Source organism: Bradyrhizobium sp. CCBAU 21365, from assembly GCF_015291305.1.
GTDB lineage: Bacteria > Pseudomonadota > Alphaproteobacteria > Rhizobiales > Xanthobacteraceae > Bradyrhizobium > Bradyrhizobium elkanii.
Genome location: NZ_CP030036.1, coordinates 4,410,523 through 4,429,372 on the forward strand (window position 1 = coordinate 4,410,523; position 18,850 = coordinate 4,429,372).

Below are 18,850 nucleotides of genomic sequence, written 5' to 3' on the forward strand. Positions count from 1 at the left end.
GACGTCATGTCTCAGCATGACCTTTCGGAAAACCGCGTCACACTGTTTCGGATCATGCTCTAGGTGGTGTGGACTCTAAGGATTCCCTTTTAGGACCAAATCAGATTCAAGACTGCTTTTGGGGAGGCAGTCTTGGGCGTGATGGATCGTTTGGTTTTGAACGACGCGGCGTGGGAGCGGATGGCGCCGTTGATCATAGGCCGGCCGGACCAGAAGGGTTCGACCGGCCGCGACAATCGGATGTTCGTGGAAGGGGTGCTGTGGATCGTGCGTACGGGCTCTCCCTGGCGTGATCTTCCGGAAGCGTTCGGAGATTGGAACAGCGTGTTCCGGCGCTTCAGTCGATGGAGTGCCAAAGGCGTCTGGTGGCGGATTTTTGAGGCGATGTCTGATGATCCGGACTTCGAATATCTGATCGTCGATTCCACCATCGTCCGCGCCCACCAGCACGCTGCCGGGGCCAAAAAAGGGGGTCTGAAGATCAGGCGCTCGGCCGCTCGCGCGGTGGTCTGAGCACGAAGATCCATCTGGCCGTTCGGGGGTTGGGATGCCCCGTGCGGTTCACCCTCACCGCAGGCCAGAAGGGCGATGCACCGCAAGCCGCCGCGTTGATCGAGGGATTGCCTGCCGAGGTCGTCATGGGCGATACGGCCTATGACGCCGATCACTTGCGCCAAGCCATCGCTGCCAAAGGCGCGCTTGCCGTCATCCCCAACAACCCGTCACGCGCGCTCAAATATCCGCTCGACAAGCATCTCTATGCCCAGCGCCATCTCGTGGAATGCTGCTTCTCAAAGCTCAAGCAATTCCGCCGTGTCGCAACCCGCTTCGAAAAGACCGCTCGAAATTATCGGGCGGTCGTCACCCTCGCAGCCATCATTCTCTGGCTGCGGTAAGTGTCCACACCACCTAGTTCTTCAGGACGATGCGTCCGACGACCTTGCCGGCGCGCAGCTCGTCGATCCATTTCTGGACGTCGGCCATCGGCTCTTCCTTCATCGGCGTCGGCTTGATCTTGCCGGCGCGGGCGAGCGTCATCAATTCCTGACCTTCGGCCAGCGTGCCCACCATGAAGCCTTCGATGGTCATGCGCTTGTACACCCACTGCACCATCGGCAGCGTGAACTGGCCGCCCATCAGGCCGGACACCACGATCTTGCCGCCGCGCGCGACCGTCGACACCGCAAACGCCATCGACTTCTCGTTGCCGGCAAAGTCGACGACGCCGTCGAAGCCGCCGTCGCTCTCCTTCAGCATGCGCTTGACGACATCGGGCTCTGCCGGGTCATAGGCGGCCGCCGCGCCGTTCTTCAGCGCGGTCTCGCGCGCCGCGGGGCTGAGATCGGCAACCGTGATCGGCTGCTTGAACATCGCCTGCGCGAATGACAGGCCCATCATGCCGACGCCGCCGAGGCCGATCAGCAGCAGATTGCGCTGGCGCGGACGATCGACCAGGCGCTTCAGCGCGCCATAGGCGGTGACGCCGGAGCACATCAGGGTGGCGGCCTGGTTGACCGGCAGCGGGTCGTAATCGAGCAGGTATTTTGCGTCGGGCACCAGCACGTGGGTGGCGAAGCCGCCGTCGATCGAGACGCCGAGGAAGCGCTGCTTGACGCAGAGATTCTCGTCGCCGGCGAGGCAGTCGCGGCACTGGCCGCAGCCGATCCAGGGGAAGACGGCCTTCTTCGTCCCGATCAGATCCTTCGGCGCATCGGGGCCGACCTCGTCGACCACGCCCGCGATCTCGTGGCCGAGCGTGAAGGGCAGGGTCATGCCGCGGGTGGTGTCGAGCTTCTTGCCGCCGCCGAGATCGGCGTAGCCGTCCTGGATGTGGAGATCGGAATGGCACAGGCCGCAGCGCTCGATGCGCACCAGCACTTCGCGTCCCTGGGGCTTCGGCGTGTCGACGATGGTTTCGCACAGCGGTGCATCGAATTTGACGAGGGATTGGCGAACCATGCGCGCCATTACGTTTTCTCCTGCTGTTCTATTTTGTGGCCCGTATATCGGCCAATTCCCTCGCCATGGCAACAAAGCCCGCGACCGGAATGGTTTCGGCGCGCCGTGTCGCGTCGATACCGGCTGCGGCAGCAAGCCGCGCCGGATCGACCGACAGCGATTTCAGGCTCTGGCGCAACATCTTGCGGCGCTGGCCGAAGGCGGCGGCCGCGACCTGCTCGAGCATGCGGCGGTCACACGGCTCGGGCGCGGCGCGCGGTATCAATCGTACCACCGAGGACGTGACCTTCGGTTGCGGCACGAAGGCCGCGGGCGAGATGTCGAACAGGATCTTGGTCTCGGCGCGCCAGTTGGCGAGCACCGCGAGCCGGCCAAACGCTTCCTCGTCCTCATGGGCGACGATGCGCTCGGCGACCTCGCGCTGGAACATCAGGACCATCATATCGTACCAGGGCGGCCACGGCTCGATCGACAGCCAGTCGACCAAGAGCTGGGTTGCGATGTTGTAGGGCAGGTTGGCGACGATCTTGGCCTTGGCGCCATCGAGCAAGGGACGCGGGTCAAAGCGCTGCGCGTCGCCATGCACGATCTCGATGCGGCCGGGATAGCGTTTGGCGATGTAGTCGAGCGCGGCCAGCGCCCGCTCGTCGCGCTCGATGGCGATCACGCGCCTGGCACCCAGCGCAAGCAGCGCACGCGTCAAGCCGCCGGGACCGGGCCCGACCTCGATCACGGTGGAGTCTTCCAGCGGGCCCGCGGCGCGGGCGATGCGCGCGGTGAGGTTGAGATCGAGCAGAAAATTCTGGCCCAGCGATTTACGCGCCGACAGCGAATGCTCGCGAATGATGTCGCGCAGCGGCGGCAGATCGTCGATCGCGCTCACTTAGCTTGATGCCGCGGCCATGCGCGCGGCGAGCCGGAGGGCGGCGATCAGGCTTGACGGATTGGCCTTGCCGGTGCCGGCGATGTCGAATGCGGTGCCGTGATCGGGCGACGTCCGGATGAAGGGCAGTCCCAGGGTGACATTGACGGCGTCCTCGAACGCGACGGTCTTGATCGGGATCAGCGCCTGGTCGTGATACATGCAGATCGCACAGTCATAGGTCTTGCGCGCGGCTGCGTGGAACATGGTGTCGGCCGGCAGCGGGCCCCGGACGGCAATGCCATCGCGGCGCAGGATCTCGACCGCGGGCGCGACGATCTCGACGTCTTCCATGCCGAGCGTGCCGTCTTCGCCGGCATGCGGATTGAGGCCGGCAATGGCGAGCCGCGGCGCCGCGAGGCCGAACCGCGCCTTCATGTCCGCGACCACGATCCGCGCGGTCGACACGATCAGGTCGGTCGTCAATTGCGCCAGCGCCTCGCGGACCGACACATGGATCGTCACCGGGACGACGGCGAGCGCCGGCGACCACAGCATCATCACCGGCTGCGGCGCGTGCCCGCCGCTTGCGGCAAGCTCGGCCAAGAACTCTGTGTGGCCGGGATGCCGGAAGCCGGCGCGGTACAGCACGTTCTTGGCGATCGGATTGGTGACGACGGCGCTGGCCTTGCCGGCGGCGACATCGGCGACGGCCTGCCGGATCGATGCTAGCGCCGCATCCGCGCTCGTGCCGTCGGGCTGGCCCGGCCGCGCCGTCGCCGCCTTGCCGGTCGCAACCACGGGGAGGGCGCGTGCGAACGCCGCGGATGCCTCCTCGGCGCTGACCTCGGCCAATTCGACGGCTAGCCCGAGCGCCTTGGCGCGCTCGGCAAGCGCGGCACGGTCGCCGAGCAGATAGAACGGCGGGAGATCGAGTTCGTGGCGTCGCAGCCATGCGGCGAGCGTGATGTCGGGGCCGATGCCTGCGGGCTCGCCGGATGTCAGTGCGAGAGGTTGAGCCATGCGTCAACGATAGTCGATCATCGCCCGCCTGGATATTCGATCATCGCGGCTTTCCGGACTTCCTGCAGGTAGGCCTTCGACTTCGCCTCGTACTTCTGCACGTACATCTTGTCGCGCATCTCACGCTTCTTCGGTGTGTCGACGGTGGTCGCCTTCCTGCCGCAGAGGGCGACCATTTCGATGCCCTGCTTGGTAACCTCGGGAGGGGTGAGGTGGCCGACCGGGGTCTTGTCCAGGATGTCGCGCAGCGACTGCGGCAGGTCGGCCGAGGTCTTCACGACGATCTCGCGGATCGCGGCGTTGCGCATCGACTTGAAGAAGGTGTTGGCTTCCTCGCAACTGGTGACGCGCTCGCGCAGGCTGTCCGCTTCCTTGCGGCGCCCCTCGAACTCCGACTGCGGCGCGCCGCGGGGCACGATCAGAACGACCGGCTGCATCCTGTATTCGAACGCCTCGGCCTCAACCGCCCCTCCGGTCTCCTTGACCGCGTTGGCCACGTCCTTTTCGCCAACCTGCAGGCTTTCCTTGAAGCGGCCGCGGACCAGGCTGGTCCAGACCATGTCGGCCCTGATGCGTTGCTTCAGCGTGTCCGGGCGGATGCCCTTGCCCTCGAGCACCTTGGTGAGCTGGTCGCCGGAAAGCCGCATCCGCTGCGCCATACCGCCGAAGGACTGGTCGATATCGCCGGCCGACGGATCCACGCCGAATTTCTTGGCTTCCTTGATCTTCAGCTTCTCGTCGATCAGTTCGTCGAGGACGGTCTTCCGATCGGGCGTCTTGCCGCCGGTCAGGGCGTTCAGCTTGGCGCGCTGCTCGATGTCGTAATTGGTGATGGGCTCGCCATTGACCATCACGGCGATGGTCTGGGCATGCAGTCGCGCACCGCCTCCGAGCAGGAAGAAAAGAGCCAGCAGGAAACTCAACACTAGCTGATAGCGGCGCGTTGGCAGGCTAGCGGTCGTCATTATCGTCATGTCAGCCGTTTAAACCAATTCAAACCGGAGCCACAGGCCCGCAGGCAATCCACGCCCTCCGCCAGACCGCTCGCTACTGCATGCCAGCCGAACTGCTGGTCGTGGAGGTTTGGGCGATCGTCCGCAGCCCGATCTGGAACATGAACGCGTGGCTGAGGACGGGCGGCGTCGAGCCGGCCTGATAGGTATAGGACGTGACATAGTTGGCGGCCAGCACGAAGCAGTCGTCCACATAGCCCGCGCCGAACGCGTACTGGTTGATCTTGTTCGCTTCAAGGTCCCAGCGCGCCGCGCCCTGAACCACCCAGTTCGCCGCCACCTTGACCGATCCGCTGGCGAGGATGCCCTCGCGGCGCGTCAAATAGCCAAGTTCCGGCTGCGCGGCATAGTCGCCGTACATCAGGCTGACCGACCAGCGGTCGAAGTTCGCGCTGGCCTGGGCCTCGAACCGATTGATGTTCCAGGTCGCCTCGTCCATCCGCGAGCGGACGCTGAACGTGTAGGTGCGGTTGGGCGAGTAGGCGAGGCTCGCGACATAGTCCGAGCGCGGATTCTGCAGGCCGGAGTCGATGCCGGTGTTGGTGACGTCCGCGACCGCGAACGAGTTCAACCCGAACATCTGGTAGGACTGTCCGAACATCGCCTTGACGCTGCCGCCGCGATCGAACTGCGTGGTGGCCTGCACGCCGACATTGGCGCGACTGCCGCCTTCGACGCGGTCGTAGCCGGAGAACTTGTCGACCGCGAACAGGTTCGAGGTGTCGAACACCAGGCTCTGCGCGTCCTCGTTCGGAAGCTTGCCGGCGTCGGGCTCGTTGGGCCGGATGATGACCTGCGCGATCGGCTCGACGGTCGTCGTGCCCCACGGCTGCACGTTGATGAAGGGGTAGCGGTATTCGAAGCCGACGGTCGGCATCAGGCGGACCGTCTGGGTGTCGCCGACCGGCAGGAAGTTGGAAACGCCCGGCTGGTTCGAGATGTCGGCGTTGATGGCATCGGCGCGGACGCCGACGAACGGCGTCCAGATCTGGCCGAGCGGGTCGGTATAGGATTTGCGCCACTGCGCTTCGGCGGTCAGCCTTGTGTAGGTGCCCGGCATGCCGCGCAGCAGGCACTGCGACGGCGTCCGCGCCATCGGGTCGGCGGACGTGGTTGTGCACAACGGGTTAAGGGGGTTGGCGGCCTGTGCCGTGATCGGGTCGAACACCGCGGTTTCGCGGGTCAGGTTGGTGAAGTTCACCTTGTAGCTGAACTCGCCACCGAAGATCGGGCTGTTGATCACGTTGTTGTAGTCGATCACAGGCGCGACCACCGGAACCTGGTTCTGGTTGCCCGAGTAGCTGAGATAATAGATCGCGCGTGCGTCGAAGAAGCTGCGGTTGCCGACGCCGGTCAGATAGAGTTGCGAGATCGCCTCGGTCGGCAGCGACAGGAACGATCCGAACGGGTCCTTGTACTGGGCCAGCCGATAATCGGACATGAAGTAGTAGTCGGACAGCAGCACGCCGTCCCAGCCCCAGGTCCATTTGTCGTTCAGCGCGAACTGACCCTTGGTCTCGACGCCGCCGCGGAATTGGCGGTCGCCGGGCTGGCCGGCGAAGGCGCCCTGATCGAGCTGGTCGATGCCGTAGAGCCGGATCTGATAGGCGCCGTTCGACAGGCGCTGGCGGAATTCGCCCTGGAACAGCACGCCCTGCTTCGACGTGATGCGCGGATTGAAGGTCGCGTCGAAGTCCGGCGCGAGCGCGAAGTAATAGGGGATTTCGACGCCGACGCCGAACGCCGAATACGTGGTGAAGCCCGGCATCAGGAAGCCGCTCTTGCGCTTCACGGTCGGATCGGGCGTCGAGAAGTAGGGCAGATACGCCATCGGAACGCCGAAGAATTCGAGCTGGGCGTTCTCGAAATAGAGCATCTTCTCGGTCTGGTTATGGATGATGCGCGCGCCCTTGACCTGCCAGAGCGGCGGCTTCTTCGGATCATCCTTACAGGGCGCGCAGGCGGTATAAACGCCGTTGTCGAACACCGTGTAATTGCCGCTGGACCGATCGGCACGGGTCGCCGCCATGCGGGTCTGGTCTTCAGTGTCGACGCGCAGCGAATCGACGAAACCGTCGCGGTAGTCGTCGCTGAGATCCACGATGTTGGCGTAGGTGATCTTGCCTTCCGCATCGGTCATGCGGATGTTGCCTTCGGCATGAAGACGCTTGGTCTTCTGGTCGTAGATGACCTTGTCGGCCTCGACGCTGGTGCCGTTGTAGAACATCTGGACGTTGCCGACGGCCGAGATGCGCTGGTTGTTGTAGTCGTAATCGACCTCGGTCGCCTGAACGAGCATCTGCCCGTCATTCTTGGCCGGCGGGCGGGGCGGCTTCGGCGGACGCGGATTGTAGGTGAACGCCTGCGCGGCAGCCGGCGTCGACGCGACCACGTCGAGCGCGCTGACCACGACGAACGCGGCGAGGAGAGCTGAGATCGAAACGCCAAACGCGGCCATGCGGCTCCGTTGACGGCGCAGGGCACTGCGCCGCCCGAGAGCAGGCGACCTCAACTGGCGGGCGGCGACGATAGCCACTACCCGTCCTCCTGGTACAGCAAGGCTAAGAAACCGGTGAGGCTGCCCACAACGACAGGCAACCACGCCGCAGCGATGGGATGCATCAACTCAGCCTTGCTCAAATCTTCAGTTACTTTCGACAGCACGTAGAGCAGAAAGCCTGCGCCCACGCCACTCAAAACCATCTTCTGCACGCCGCCCATCCGAAAGAAGCGGAGGCTCACAGAAGCCGCCAACATCACCATCGCAGCCAGCAAAAACGGCTGTGCGATGAGCTTGTGATACTGCAAGCGATAGCCAGCCGTCGCGAACCCTGAACTCTCCGACGAACGGATGTAGTTCGGCAGTTGCCAAAAGGACACAGTTTCCGGGGTGGAGAAACTGTTGCGCACCTGTGCCGGGGTAAGGGTGGTGGTCAGGTAGAACGTGTCCTGGTCCACCGGAGGCTTATCGAGGGTGAATCGGCGTACGCTTTTGAACACCCAACGGCCGTCTTCGAGCGCCGCTTCGCGCGCTTCGATTCGCTCCTTGAACTGGAGCGTCGTATCGAATCGGAACACGGTGAGGCCGGTCAGCCGGACGCCCTGCTGCTCGCTGCGGGCCGCATTGATGATCGCCTGACCCTCGTCGTTGATCTGGTTCAGCCAGAAGCCGGACGCGTCCTGAATGCCGCCGCCGGGCGCCGAGCCGAACAGCTCGGCCTCCATGCGTTTGGAGAGCTCGCGCAGATTGGCCGACACCGGATTGTAGGCGGTGGTCGCGAAGATGCCGAGCAAGATCGCGCTGGCCAGCGCCGGCGAGATGAATTGCCAGGCCGAGACGCCGGCGGCGCGTGCCACGACGAGCTCCAGCCGCCGCGACAAGGCGAGGTAGCAGGTCATGGCGCCGATCAGCACGCAGAACGGCATCAGCTTCTCGAGCAGCTGCGGCACCCGGAATAGCGAAGTCTCCGCGACCGTGATCGCGGAGGCCGAGACGAGGCCCGACGTCTTGCGCACCATCTCGATGTAGTCGACCAGCACGAGCAGCACGAAGATGCCCGCGAACACGCCCACTGCCGCGACCACGAAGCGGCCGGCGAAATAACGCCCGAGCGTGTTTGTCACCATGCTCATGCGGTTGCCGGCCTCCGGAAGAGGCGCACAATGCGCTCGTTGTTCCTGTTGATCGCTTCCATCAGCCGCGGCGGCGGTTCGACGACCACGCCGCCGACGATCATCCAGATGCCGACGCCGATGCCGCCGAACAGCATCAGATACTGCACCAGCGCCGCGAGCGGCGTCTTCACTGCCATGACGGAGCAGGCGAATCCGACCATCCGCAGGCCGAACACCGCGAATACCGAGCCGCCGATCGAGAAATTGCGGCTTTGGCGCGTGGTGCGCGGCGCGCCGAGGAAGGCGAAGGTGAGGGCCGCGAACGCAAACGGATAGATCGGCGCCATGAAGCGATCATGCAGCTCCGCGAAGAACTGGCCCGACAGCTGCTGATAGGTCTTGTCTTCCTCGTCCGGCCACATCAGCTCCCAGAGATAGCGCTCGCGAATCCCGAGCGTGACGTCGCGGCCCTGCGAGAATTTCGACATGTCAAAGGCGTAGCGGGCGAACGCGACCAGCGCCGGATCGCGCTTGCCAACCTCGAACCGTTGGAGATTGCCGTCATAGAGCACGAGGTACGAACCTCGATCGGTCTTCTGCACGGTGCCGTGGTCGGCGATGATGGTGACGCGCTCCTGCGGATCGCGGCGATCGTCGACGAAGACGCCACCGAGCACGCCGCCGGGCAGGCGCTCGCGGATGCGAATCGTCAAGTTCTGGTCGAGCTGGGCGAAGCGGCCGGGCTGCAGGATGTTGGTCAGCACGTCGGCGGTGATCTCAGCGTCCCACTGCTTGATTCGGCGCATGCCGTCGGGGGCGAGATAGGCGCCGATGAAGGCGACCAGCGCCGCCACCACGCAGGTGGCAAGGAAGAACGGCCGGAACAGCCGGATCGGCGAGAAGCCCGCCGCGTTCATGACGATGATTTCGGAATCGGTCGCGAGCTTGTTCAGCGTATGGGAGATCGCGATCATCAGCGCGATCGGGGCGATGATCAGCACCAGGGCGGGAATCACGAGACCGGTGATGCCAAGGAAGGTGAGGATGGTCTGACCCTGGCTGGTCATCAGGTCGATGCCGCGCAGCGCCTGCGTAATCCAGATCACGCCGGTGAGGCTGACCAGGACAAGCGCAAACGACGCCAGCGTCGTTTTAAAGATGTACTTGTCGATCGACCCCATCGCTACCGCACGACCCCCAAAGACCCCTGCACGCAACCAAACGCACGGCTTTCGACCATCCCCGTCAACCCGGGTTCCCCTATGGTCGAGCCGCGGACCCGTCCGGCTCACTCTCTAGTCACTCTCTCACTACCATCCCTTTGATCCGTCAACAAAATGGCCGGGCCAAGGCACGCTTAATTTATGGTTAATTAATCGCTTTTGTGGCCTTCCGGCCACTCCGGCGCTTGGCAGCGACGCAGCCGACAGGCCATAGTGCGGGACAATCTCGGTCCGGGCTGGTTCCGGACCGCCATCGCAATGCTCACCCCGCGTGCCGGAAGGACCGCCTCAGGTCCGAGCAACACCCTGAGTTCTGGAGGATTTTCCTATGTCCGACGCCGTCAAGGTCGGCTTTGTCCCATTCTCCGCGGCCGCTCGCGGTATTCTGGTCGCCTTTTGCGACGACCAATTGAAGCTGGGAGCCGCCACTCGGAAGGCGCTGGGTGCTGCCGCCGAGACGGTCAAGCGGGCCGCGGCCGCCAACCAGTTCAAGGGTAAGAGCGGGGCGATCCTCGACATCCTGGCGCCGGAGGGAATCAAGGTCGAGCGGCTGATCGTGATCGGCACCGGCAAGGCGGCCGACCTCAAGGAGAAGGATTTCCTCAAGTTTGGCGGCGCGGTGGCCGGCAAGCTCAATGCCGGCAGCGGTTCGATGACCGTGATCGCGGAACTGCCCGATGCCGCGATGGCCGCCGGCCAGGCCGCCGCGATCGCCACCGGCATCCGTCTGCGCGCCTACAAGTTCGACCGCTACAAGACCAAGAAGAAGGACGGCGAGGACGGCACCCTGCGGGCCGACGTCTCGATCGCCGTCGACGATGTTGCCGCCGCCAGGAAGGCCTACGCGCCTGAAGCCTCCGTCGTCGACGGTGTGAATTTGGCGCGTGAGCTCGTCAACGAGCCGCCGAACGTGCTGTATCCCGAGGAATTCGCACGCCGCGCCGGCCAGCTTCGCAAGCTTGGCGTCAGCGTCGAGGTGCTCGACGTCAAGGCGATGACCAAGCTCGGCATGGGCGCGCTGCTCGGCGTCGCGCAGGGATCGGCACGGCCCGGCCGCACCGTGATCATGCGCTGGAACGGCGGCAAGAAGAGCGAGGCGCCGGTCGCGTTCGTCGGCAAGGGCGTCTGCTTCGACACCGGCGGCATCTCCATCAAGTCGGCCGGCGGCATGGAGGACATGAAGGGTGACATGGGCGGTGCGGCCTGCGTGGTCGGGCTGATGCATGCGCTGGCGGCGCGCAAGGCCCGCGTCAATGCGGTCGGCGCCATCGGCCTTGTCGAGAACATGCCCGACGGCAATGCGCAGCGTCCGGGCGACATCGTCACCTCGATGTCCGGCCAGACCATCGAAATCATCAACACCGACGCCGAGGGACGCCTCGTGCTCGCCGACGTGCTCTGGTACGTCGCCAAGAAGTTCAAGCCGAAATTCATGGTCGATCTGGCCACGCTGACCGGCGCGATCATGGTCGCGCTCGGCACCGATCACGCCGGCATGTTCTCCAACAACGACGAACTCGCCGAGCGCCTCGCCAAGGTCGGCCTCGAGACCGGCGAGAAGGTATGGCGCATGCCGCTCGGTCCCGAATACGACAAGCAGATCGATTCGCAATTCGCCGACATGAAGAACACTGGCGGGCGCAACGGCGGCTCGATCACGGCAGCGCAATTCCTGCAGCGTTTCGTCGACGGCACGCCGTGGGCCCATCTCGACATCGCCGGCACCGCGATGGGCGCGCCGAAGACCGAGATCAATCAGAGCTGGGGTTCGGGTTATGGCGTCCGGCTGCTCGAGCGGCTGGTGTCCGACTATTATGAAGCCAGGAAATAGAGTGTCGGCCGGCGCATGACCGAGGTTCTGTTCTACCATCTGCAGAACATGACGCTGGAGAGCGTGCTGCCGCCGCTGCTCGAGAAGTCGCTCGAGCGCGGCTGGCGCGTGGTCGTGCAATCGACGTCGCAGGAGCGCGCCGAGACGCTCGACGCGCATCTGTGGACCTACAGCGACGATTCATTCCTGCCGCACGCGACCTCGCGCGTTGCCGACGCGCAGGACCAGCCGATCATCCTGTCGATCGAGGAGGGCAATCCGAATCAGGCCAATGTCCGCTTCCTGGTCGACAATGCGGCGCTGCCCGCCGACTGCGACAGCTACGAGCGGGTGGTCCTCGTGTTCAACGGCGACGACCCCGACGCGGTGGCCTCGGCCAGGGAAAGCTGGACCGCTTGCAAGGCGCGCGGCTTCGAGGTCACCTATTGGCAGACCGACGAGCGGGGACGCTGGCAGCGGCGCCAATAGCGATAGCTACTAATTAATGATAATTCGACGTTTCTTGGGGCGGGCCACGGTCATGCCGCAAAGTGATGTTCGGACAAGCCCTTAGGTAAGGGGTAGGAGCTTTGTCGATCGTGCGGGACGGAACATTCAGTCGGAAGTCGCTGCTGGCCTTGCTGGTGCTTGCACCGGGACTTGCCGGCTGTTCGGGCGCCGGATCCGATTTGTTTTCGCGCGATGCGGAATGGTTCTCGCGTCCCGGGCGGGTGTTCATCCGCAACATCTCGATCGAATCGCCGCCGCTGACGCCCGACAAGCCGGTAACGAACGATGATCTCGTCAGTGCCGACGGCAGTTGTCCAGGCATGGCACCGCCGCCGGGCGCCGCCGATGCCAACGCGCAGGCCGGCGGTGCACCGCCGCCGCAACCAACGGGCGGCAGCGTTGCACTCGGCCACACTGAATGCGACGTCGTGCGCGGCATCGGTGCTCCCGACAGCGTGAACCTGTCCAGTGGGCCGGGCGGCGAGCGTGTTGCGGTCGTGACCTGGTCGCGTGGCGCGCGCGCCGGCATCTACACGTTCTCCTCGGGGCGCCTGTCGTCCGTCGAGCGCGGTCCGGACCCTGTGCCGGAGCCGAAGCAGGCAAAGCCGAAGAAGAAAAAGACCTCGCACGGCTAGCGCGTTTTCGCCGGCGGCAGGTCATGCCCGCACGCGCGGGCATGATACCGGAAGGAGCCCTGGCGCTCCCTCCACCGTCGTCCCTGCGAAAGCAGGGACCCATATTCCGCGGCCCGTGTTGTGAACGGGGCTCGTCGTTCCACCATCGTGCAACAATAACTAGCTGTGGTTATGGGTCCTTGCTTTCGCATGGACGACATCGAATATGCGGCTCCGTCCGGTCTAATTCGCCGCTTCGTCGAGTTCGGCGCTGGCTTCCAGCCAGTCTTCCTCGGCGCGCTGGAGCGCGCTCTCGGCGCCGGCGCGCGCCTTGGTCAGTTGCGCGGCCTGCTTGGGGTCGCGCGTAAAAATATCCGGCAATGCGAGCGCGGTATCGATCTTGGCGATGATGCCGTTGATGCGCTCGATCTCGGCCTCGGCTTGCGTGACCCGCTGCCTGGGTGAAGCACGCTTTTCATTGCGGGCGCGCTCCGGTTTGGCGGGCTCCTTGACGCGCTCGCGCGAGGCCGGCCGGCCGTCATTGGCCGACAGGATCATCCGTCGATATTCGTCGAGATCGCCGTCATAGGCCGTCACGGTCTGGTTCGCCACGACCCACAGGCGGTCGGCGCAGGCCTCGATCAGATAACGATCGTGCGAGACCATCATGACGGCGCCGGGGAATTCGTTGATCGCCTCCGCCAGCGCCGCACGGCTGTCGATATCGAGATGGTTGGTCGGCTCGTCCAGGATGATCATGTTCGGGCCGTAGAACGTGGCAAGCCCCAGCAGCAGCCGCGCCTTCTCGCCGCCCGACAGGCTCCTCACCAGCGTGTCGCCGGCCTTGCCGGAGAAACCGATCGCGCCGACGCGGCCACGCACCTTGCTCTCCGGCGCTTCCGGCATCAGCTTGCGGATATGATCATAGGGCGAGCCGTCGAGATTGAGCTCGTCGACCTGGTGTTGGGCGAAATAGCCGACCGACAGCTTGTCGGCCCTCGTGATCCTGCCGGCAAACGGCGCGAGCTTGCCCGCCAGCAGCTTGACCAGCGTCGACTTGCCGTTGCCGTTGGCCCCGAGCAGCGCGATGCGGTCGTCGGTATCGACGCGCAGCGTCACGCGATTGAGCACCGGCTTGCCGGGCTCGTAGCCGACCGAGACGTCATCGACCGCGATGATCGGCGGCGACAGCAGCTTCTCCGGTGCCGGGAACGAGATCTCATGAACATCCTGGGTCACCAGCGCGGTGATCGGCTTCATCCGCTCCAGCATCTTCACGCGCGACTGCGCCTGCCGTGCCTTCGAGGCCTTGGCCTTGAAGCGGTCGACGAAATCCTGCAGGCGCTTGCGCTCATCGGCCTGCCGCTTGGCGTGCTTGGCGTCGAGCAATTCGCGCGCAGCGCGCTGTTCCTCGAACGAGGAATAGGTGCCCTTGTAGAGCGTCAGCTTGCCGCGATCGAGGTGCAGGATCTGATCGACCGAGGTATCCAGGAGATCGCGGTCGTGGCTGATCACGATCACCGTGCGCGGATAGTTGGCAAGGTGGTTCTCGAGCCACAACGTGCCTTCGAGATCGAGATAGTTGGTCGGCTCGTCCAGCAGCAGAAGGTCGGGCGCGGAGAACAGCGTCGCCGCCAGCGCGACGCGCATGCGCCAGCCGCCGGAAAATTCCGCGCACGGCCGCGCCTGGTCTGATGTCGAGAAGCCGAGGCCGGAGAGGATCGCCGCGGCGCGGGCGGGCGCGGAATGGGCGTCGATGTCGACCAGCCGGGTCTGGATTTCGGCAATCCGGTGCGGATCGTGCGCCGTTTCCGCCTCGCGCAGCAGCGCGTCGCGCTCGAGATCGGCCTTCAGCACGACGTTGATCAGGCTTTCGGGCCCGTCGGGCGCTTCCTGTGCGAGGCTGCCGATACGCCAGCGCGGCGGAAGCGCGATGCTGCCGCTCTCGGTCGGGATGTCGCCCCGGATGGCATGAAACAGCGTCGATTTGCCGACGCCGTTGCGGCCGACAAATCCGACGCGGGCTGCGGGCACAATTTGTACCGAACTGTGATCGATCAACAGCCGTCCGGCGATCCGGACCGAGATGTCAGTGATGGAGAGCATGCAGCGTTGTCACCGGACCCGCCGCCAAACGCAACCCGTCTGTTTGTAAAATCTCTCCCGGGGTTGTTGCAAAAAACGCAATTGGGCTGCTGGTCAGCCCTCAACATCTAATGGCGATCGCCTTCCCGTCGTTGCATCTCGTCGAGGAGTTGCTGGAGGCGAGACGAAAGTGCGGGCTCTGGCCGCATGCTTTGCTGAAGCCGTTCGCCTACGGCATCGCAGATGTAACGGCAGGTCTTGTGATCAATCTGATCGGCGTCCTTGTCGATCTTGCTCATTGTCATCGTCACGGCATGTCTCTCGGCGAGTTCCACCTCGCATGTTCGAGTAGCTCCTCGCCATGACAAGTCGCGACCCCGAATTTGGTTTCCGCGCCTTGCTCTCGCCTTGAGGTAGTGGGTCCCATCATGTGCCCGGGTTCCCCAACGGATCTGAAAAAAGCCCCGGCGCGAGGGCCGGGGCGAGAAGCAAGTCAGGGGAGCAGTCGTAGATTCGATGGATCAGTAGCAGCGGTTGACCAGGCGCCAGCGGGGGCCCCACGGGGTCGGCACCACGCGGCGCACGTAGCAGCCGCCGCCGTAGCCATAACCGCCGTAATAGGCCGGACCGCCGACGATGACGCGCGGGCCGCCCCACCAGCCGTGATGCCATCCACCGTGCCAGCCGCCATGCCAACCACCCCAAGCCGAGGCGGAGGTCGGGGCGAGCGCGGCGGCACCGAGCGAAACTGCGGCGACGGCGGCAAGCGAGAGTTTGCGTAACATGATCGTCTCCTCGAGCTATGGGCGCGCGCGACGCGCCCGCGGTGACATTTCCCGAGACGTCCTGTGAGGCTTGCGGATGGGGGGCCAGCAAGGCGTCCGATCGCTGCAGAGCCTATGTGGCTGGAGCTGAACGGCAGCGGCACGGCGCTGACAGGATGGGTTCACCTAGGTGAACTCGCGGTAAGTTGGCCGAGCCGGCCGCAGTCCGGAGGGCGCCCTAACGACGGTTTTCGTCGTGAAAATGCGTCAAAACTAAAGGCTAACGCGTCACAGGGTCGCTTGCCGTTACCCCATCGCGCCGATATAAGCCCCGGCAACTCCCAGCCACGTTTACAAGGACGAAATCATGGCGATTGAACGCACCTTTTCGATCATCAAGCCCGACGCCACCGAGCGCAACCTGACCGGCGCGGTCAACGCGGTGATCGAGAAGGCGGGCCTGCGGGTCGTGGCGCAGAAGCGCATCCGCATGACCCGCGGCCAGGCCGAGACCTTCTACGCCGTCCACAAGGCGCGTCCGTTCTTCGGCGAGCTGGTCGACTTCATGACCTCGGGCCCGGTCGTGGTCCAGGTGCTGGAAGGCGAGGGCGCCATCCTGAAATATCGCGACGTGATGGGCGCGACCGATCCGTCGAAAGCCGCCGAAGGCACCATCCGCAAGCTCTATGCGAAGTCGATCGGCGAGAATTCGGTGCACGGTTCGGATGCGCCGGAGACCGCGGTGATCGAGATCGCGCAGTTCTTCGCAGGCAACGAGATCGTCGGCTGACGCCGTAGTATTGCTGAAAGTGACGCGGTCTCCCGAGGAGACCGCGTCGAAACAAACGGGGGAGCGGCGGACGACCGCCGTCAGGGGCGGCCGCAAGGCCGAATAGGACTCGCTGTGGACTGGCTGTGGCAGATCTTTGATCCGGCGTACATCGGCGCGTTCTTCACCGAGTTCAGGAACGAGATGGCGACGCCGACCTTCTGGGTCGCTGTCGGCAAGATCATCTGGATCAACGTCCTGCTTTCGGGCGACAACGCGCTCGTGATCGCGCTCGCCTGCCGCGGGCTCGCGCCGCGCCAGCGCCTGTGGGGCATGATTCTCGGCGCCGCCGCGGCGGTGCTGCTGCGCGTCATCTTCACCGGCATCGTCGCCAGCCTGATGGAGCTTCCCTATTTGAAGCTGGTCGGCGGACTGGCGCTGATCGTGATTGCCGCCAAGCTGCTGGTGCCGGAGCAGGAGGACGAGGACAGCGTGCACGCGGCCTCGCATCTGTGGGCCGCGGTTCAGATCGTCGTCGTCGCCGACATCGTGATGAGCCTCGACAATGTGATCGCGGTGGCTGCCGCCGCCAACGGCAGCGTGCCGCTGCTGGTGCTCGGTCTTGCGATCAGCGTTCCCCTGATCGTTGCCGGCGCGGCGCTGATCATGGCGCTGCTCACCAAGCTGCCGGTCCTGGTCTGGGCCGGTGCCGCGCTGCTGGGCTGGATCGCGGGCGATGTCATCGCGACCGATCCGGCCGTGCATCCGAAGCTGGACGCGCTGTTCGCCGGACCGCTCGGTGCCAAGCTCGATTCCTGGCTGACGTCGGTCGGGATGTCGCCGCAATTCGCCCATGGCGGCAATGGCGGCGAGATCACGCTCGCGGTGCTCGGCATCATCGTGGTGCTGGTCGTAGGGTCGATCTGGCGCCGCCACGCACTCCGCAAGGCCAAGCACGCCGCCAAGGCGGCGTGAGGCTTAAAGCGCGATGAGATAGGGTCGAGCTTGTTGTTTGAGCATGATCTCCGCGCAAACGCATTCCGCGTTTGTCGCGAGGGAAAACCGCTTCGCACTTTTCCGGATCATGCTCAGCGCCGCACGATCGAGCCGACGCGCCCGACCAGCCGCGCCAATTGCTTGAAGCGGCTGCCGACGCGGTCGGCGACCAGATCCACCATCCGGTGCTCGAACACGAGCATCAGCTTGCGGCCCTGGGTACGGAAATGGGTAGCCGGCAGCACGCCGGTGCGCGCCGCCGTGATCAGATGCGCGACGCGGAAGGCGGCGCCGAGCACGCGGGCGCGCTCGTCCATCGCCGGCGTCACCAGCGCGCGGATCTGCGGCGGCGGCTCGTTCTCCTCGCTGAGCCCGGCGTAGCGATAGAACACCGAGAGCGCGACGAAGGCGCGCCCCTGATGCGTGATCGAGCCGAAATTGCCGTTCATGATCAGGCTGAGGGTTTCCTCGCCGCGATGATCGGGATGCACCCGCCAGCCGATATCGGAGAGCAGGCAGGCGACATGCCGCAGCCTGCGGTCTTCCTCGGTCTCGCGCAGCCTGACGACACGCACCAGCCGATCGGTCCACGCCGTCAGCTCCTGGGCGTGGCGGGCCGAGCGCGACAGCAATTCATTGAGGTTCTGCGCGGCACAGAGCAGCCCGTCCTTGGCGCGTTCGGCCGGCGGCAGCATCTCGTAGAGCAGGCCCTCGCGCACGCCGAAGGTCGAGAACACGATGGTCTTCGGCTGGGCCACGCGGATGATGTATTCGAGCACGAGCGCGGCGTAGGCCAATAGCGGCCGCCGCGCATCGGCGACCGACTCGATATTGGCCAGCATGTTGGTGGCCGCCAGCCGCCGCAGCCGCTGCGCGAAATCGAGCGCGTCGGCCGCCGGGATCGAATAGCCGTGCATCACCTTGAGCGGATAGCCGCTCTGGATGATGTGAATGCGCGCCAGCGCACGCCAGGTGCCGCCGACCGCATAGAAGGTGCGGCCGCGGCCGGTCTTGAGCTGGGCGACGCCGAGCAGCTCGTTCTTGACGATGCGTTCGGCGCGCTTGAGCGATTTGTTCGAGAGGTCCTGCAGCGCGAGGCTGCCGAGCGGCAACGTCACGCCGCTGCGCACGCGGTTGCCCTTGACGTCGATCAGTTCGAGCGAGCCGCCGCCGAGATCGCCGACGATGCCGTTCGGATTGTGCACGCCCGAGACGACGCCGAGCGCGGACAGCTTCGCTTCACGCGGCCCGGTGAGAATCTCGATCTTGGCGCCGCAGATGCGCTCGGCCTTGGCGATGAAGTCCGGACCGTTCTTGGCGTCGCGGCAGGCCGCGGTCGCGATCGCGTAGACGCGGCCGACCTGCTGGATTTTGCACAGCGCGCGAAAACGGCGCAGCGCGGTCAGCGCCTTGTTGACGGCATCGGTTGCGAGCAGGCCGGTGCTCTGCACCTCGCGCCCGAGCCCGCACAGCGCCTTCTCGTTGAAGATGGTAATGAGGCTGCGCGCCATCGCCTCGTAAACCACGAGACGAACCGAGTTCGAGCCGATATCGATGACAGCGACGCTGGAAGCGCGCTTCCGCGGTCGCTTCACCGTAAGGCCCCC

At 65.0% G+C, this 18,850-nt stretch carries 16 protein-coding genes and 1 pseudogene; 6 read left to right on the forward strand and 11 right to left on the reverse strand.

The window, feature by feature from the left end:
• Positions 1–180 precede the first annotated feature (180 nt).
• Positions 181–896, forward strand: a pseudogene (locus XI02_RS20090) (IS5 family transposase).
• A gap of 13 nt (positions 897–909) precedes the next feature.
• Here the strand turns inward: XI02_RS20090 and XI02_RS20095 are convergent.
• From XI02_RS20095 to lptF, 7 genes are all read right to left on the reverse strand, one after another.
• On the reverse strand, positions 910–1,968 hold the full coding sequence (locus XI02_RS20095; RefSeq protein WP_018271296.1) for an alcohol dehydrogenase: 1,059 nt from the start codon (positions 1,966–1,968) through the stop codon (positions 910–912).
• 19 nt (positions 1,969–1,987) lie between these two features.
• Positions 1,988–2,842: a 16S rRNA (adenine(1518)-N(6)/adenine(1519)-N(6))-dimethyltransferase RsmA gene (rsmA, locus tag XI02_RS20100; RefSeq protein WP_018271297.1), complete on the reverse strand. Its 855-nt coding sequence runs from the start codon at positions 2,840–2,842 to the stop codon at positions 1,988–1,990.
• Positions 2,843–3,844, reverse strand: coding sequence for a 4-hydroxythreonine-4-phosphate dehydrogenase PdxA (pdxA, locus tag XI02_RS20105; protein ID WP_018271298.1), 1,002 nt, complete (start codon positions 3,842–3,844; stop codon positions 2,843–2,845).
• A 17-nt stretch (positions 3,845–3,861) separates the two neighbouring features.
• The gene (locus XI02_RS20110; RefSeq protein WP_018271299.1) at positions 3,862–4,809 is read right to left on the reverse strand and encodes a SurA N-terminal domain-containing protein; all 948 of its coding nucleotides are present in this window, start codon (positions 4,807–4,809) and stop codon (positions 3,862–3,864) included.
• 82 nt (positions 4,810–4,891) lie between these two features.
• Positions 4,892–7,315: an LPS-assembly protein LptD gene (locus tag XI02_RS20115; RefSeq protein WP_018271300.1), complete on the reverse strand. Its 2,424-nt coding sequence runs from the start codon at positions 7,313–7,315 to the stop codon at positions 4,892–4,894.
• A 77-nt stretch (positions 7,316–7,392) separates the two neighbouring features.
• The gene (gene lptG, locus XI02_RS20120; RefSeq protein ID WP_016847430.1) at positions 7,393–8,490 is read right to left on the reverse strand and encodes an LPS export ABC transporter permease LptG; all 1,098 of its coding nucleotides are present in this window, start codon (positions 8,488–8,490) and stop codon (positions 7,393–7,395) included.
• The gene (gene lptF / locus XI02_RS20125; RefSeq protein WP_018271301.1) at positions 8,487–9,653 is read right to left on the reverse strand and encodes an LPS export ABC transporter permease LptF; all 1,167 of its coding nucleotides are present in this window, start codon (positions 9,651–9,653) and stop codon (positions 8,487–8,489) included. The genes lptG and lptF overlap by 4 nt, the downstream gene beginning before the upstream one ends.
• Before the next feature lie 370 nt (positions 9,654–10,023).
• Here lptF and XI02_RS20130 point away from each other — a divergent pair, with 370 nt between their 5' ends.
• The 3 genes from XI02_RS20130 to XI02_RS20140 all read left to right on the forward strand — a co-directional run bounded on the left by XI02_RS20130 (position 10,024) and on the right by XI02_RS20140 (position 12,650).
• The gene (locus XI02_RS20130) at positions 10,024–11,526 is read left to right on the forward strand and encodes a leucyl aminopeptidase (protein ID WP_069277648.1); all 1,503 of its coding nucleotides are present in this window, start codon (positions 10,024–10,026) and stop codon (positions 11,524–11,526) included.
• Positions 11,527–11,541: 15 nt separating this feature from the next.
• Positions 11,542–11,994, forward strand: coding sequence for a DNA polymerase III subunit chi (locus XI02_RS20135; RefSeq protein WP_016847427.1), 453 nt, complete (start codon positions 11,542–11,544; stop codon positions 11,992–11,994).
• 101 nt (positions 11,995–12,095) lie between these two features.
• Positions 12,096–12,650, forward strand: a complete 555-nt coding sequence (locus XI02_RS20140) for a hypothetical protein (protein WP_016847426.1) — start codon at positions 12,096–12,098, stop codon at positions 12,648–12,650.
• A 222-nt stretch (positions 12,651–12,872) separates the two neighbouring features.
• On the opposite strand, the gene XI02_RS20145 is transcribed toward XI02_RS20140, so the two are convergent.
• The 3 genes from XI02_RS20145 to XI02_RS20155 all read right to left on the reverse strand — a co-directional run bounded on the left by XI02_RS20145 (position 12,873) and on the right by XI02_RS20155 (position 15,499).
• Positions 12,873–14,735 (reverse strand): ABC-F family ATP-binding cassette domain-containing protein, encoded by a 1,863-nt coding sequence (locus XI02_RS20145; protein WP_069277649.1) that lies wholly within the window; start codon positions 14,733–14,735, stop codon positions 12,873–12,875.
• A 107-nt stretch (positions 14,736–14,842) separates the two neighbouring features.
• Positions 14,843–15,013, reverse strand: coding sequence for a hypothetical protein (locus XI02_RS20150; protein ID WP_167350433.1), 171 nt, complete (start codon positions 15,011–15,013; stop codon positions 14,843–14,845).
• A gap of 222 nt (positions 15,014–15,235) precedes the next feature.
• On the reverse strand, positions 15,236–15,499 hold the full coding sequence (locus XI02_RS20155; protein WP_018271306.1) for a hypothetical protein: 264 nt from the start codon (positions 15,497–15,499) through the stop codon (positions 15,236–15,238).
• Positions 15,500–15,845: 346 nt separating this feature from the next.
• On the opposite strand from XI02_RS20155, the gene ndk reads away from it, so the two are divergent.
• Together ndk and XI02_RS20165 are read left to right on the forward strand one after the other, a co-directional pair.
• On the forward strand, positions 15,846–16,268 hold the full coding sequence (ndk, locus tag XI02_RS20160) for a nucleoside-diphosphate kinase (protein WP_016847423.1): 423 nt from the start codon (positions 15,846–15,848) through the stop codon (positions 16,266–16,268).
• A 114-nt stretch (positions 16,269–16,382) separates the two neighbouring features.
• A complete protein-coding gene (locus XI02_RS20165; protein WP_018271307.1) occupies positions 16,383–17,222 on the forward strand; it encodes a TerC family protein in 840 nt (279 codons plus the stop codon).
• A gap of 113 nt (positions 17,223–17,335) precedes the next feature.
• Here XI02_RS20165 and ppx read toward each other — a convergent pair whose 3' ends face one another.
• Entirely contained in the window at positions 17,336–18,838 is a 1,503-nt protein-coding gene (gene ppx, locus XI02_RS20170; protein WP_018271308.1) for an exopolyphosphatase, read from the reverse strand.
• Positions 18,839–18,850: the final 12 nt, after the last annotated feature.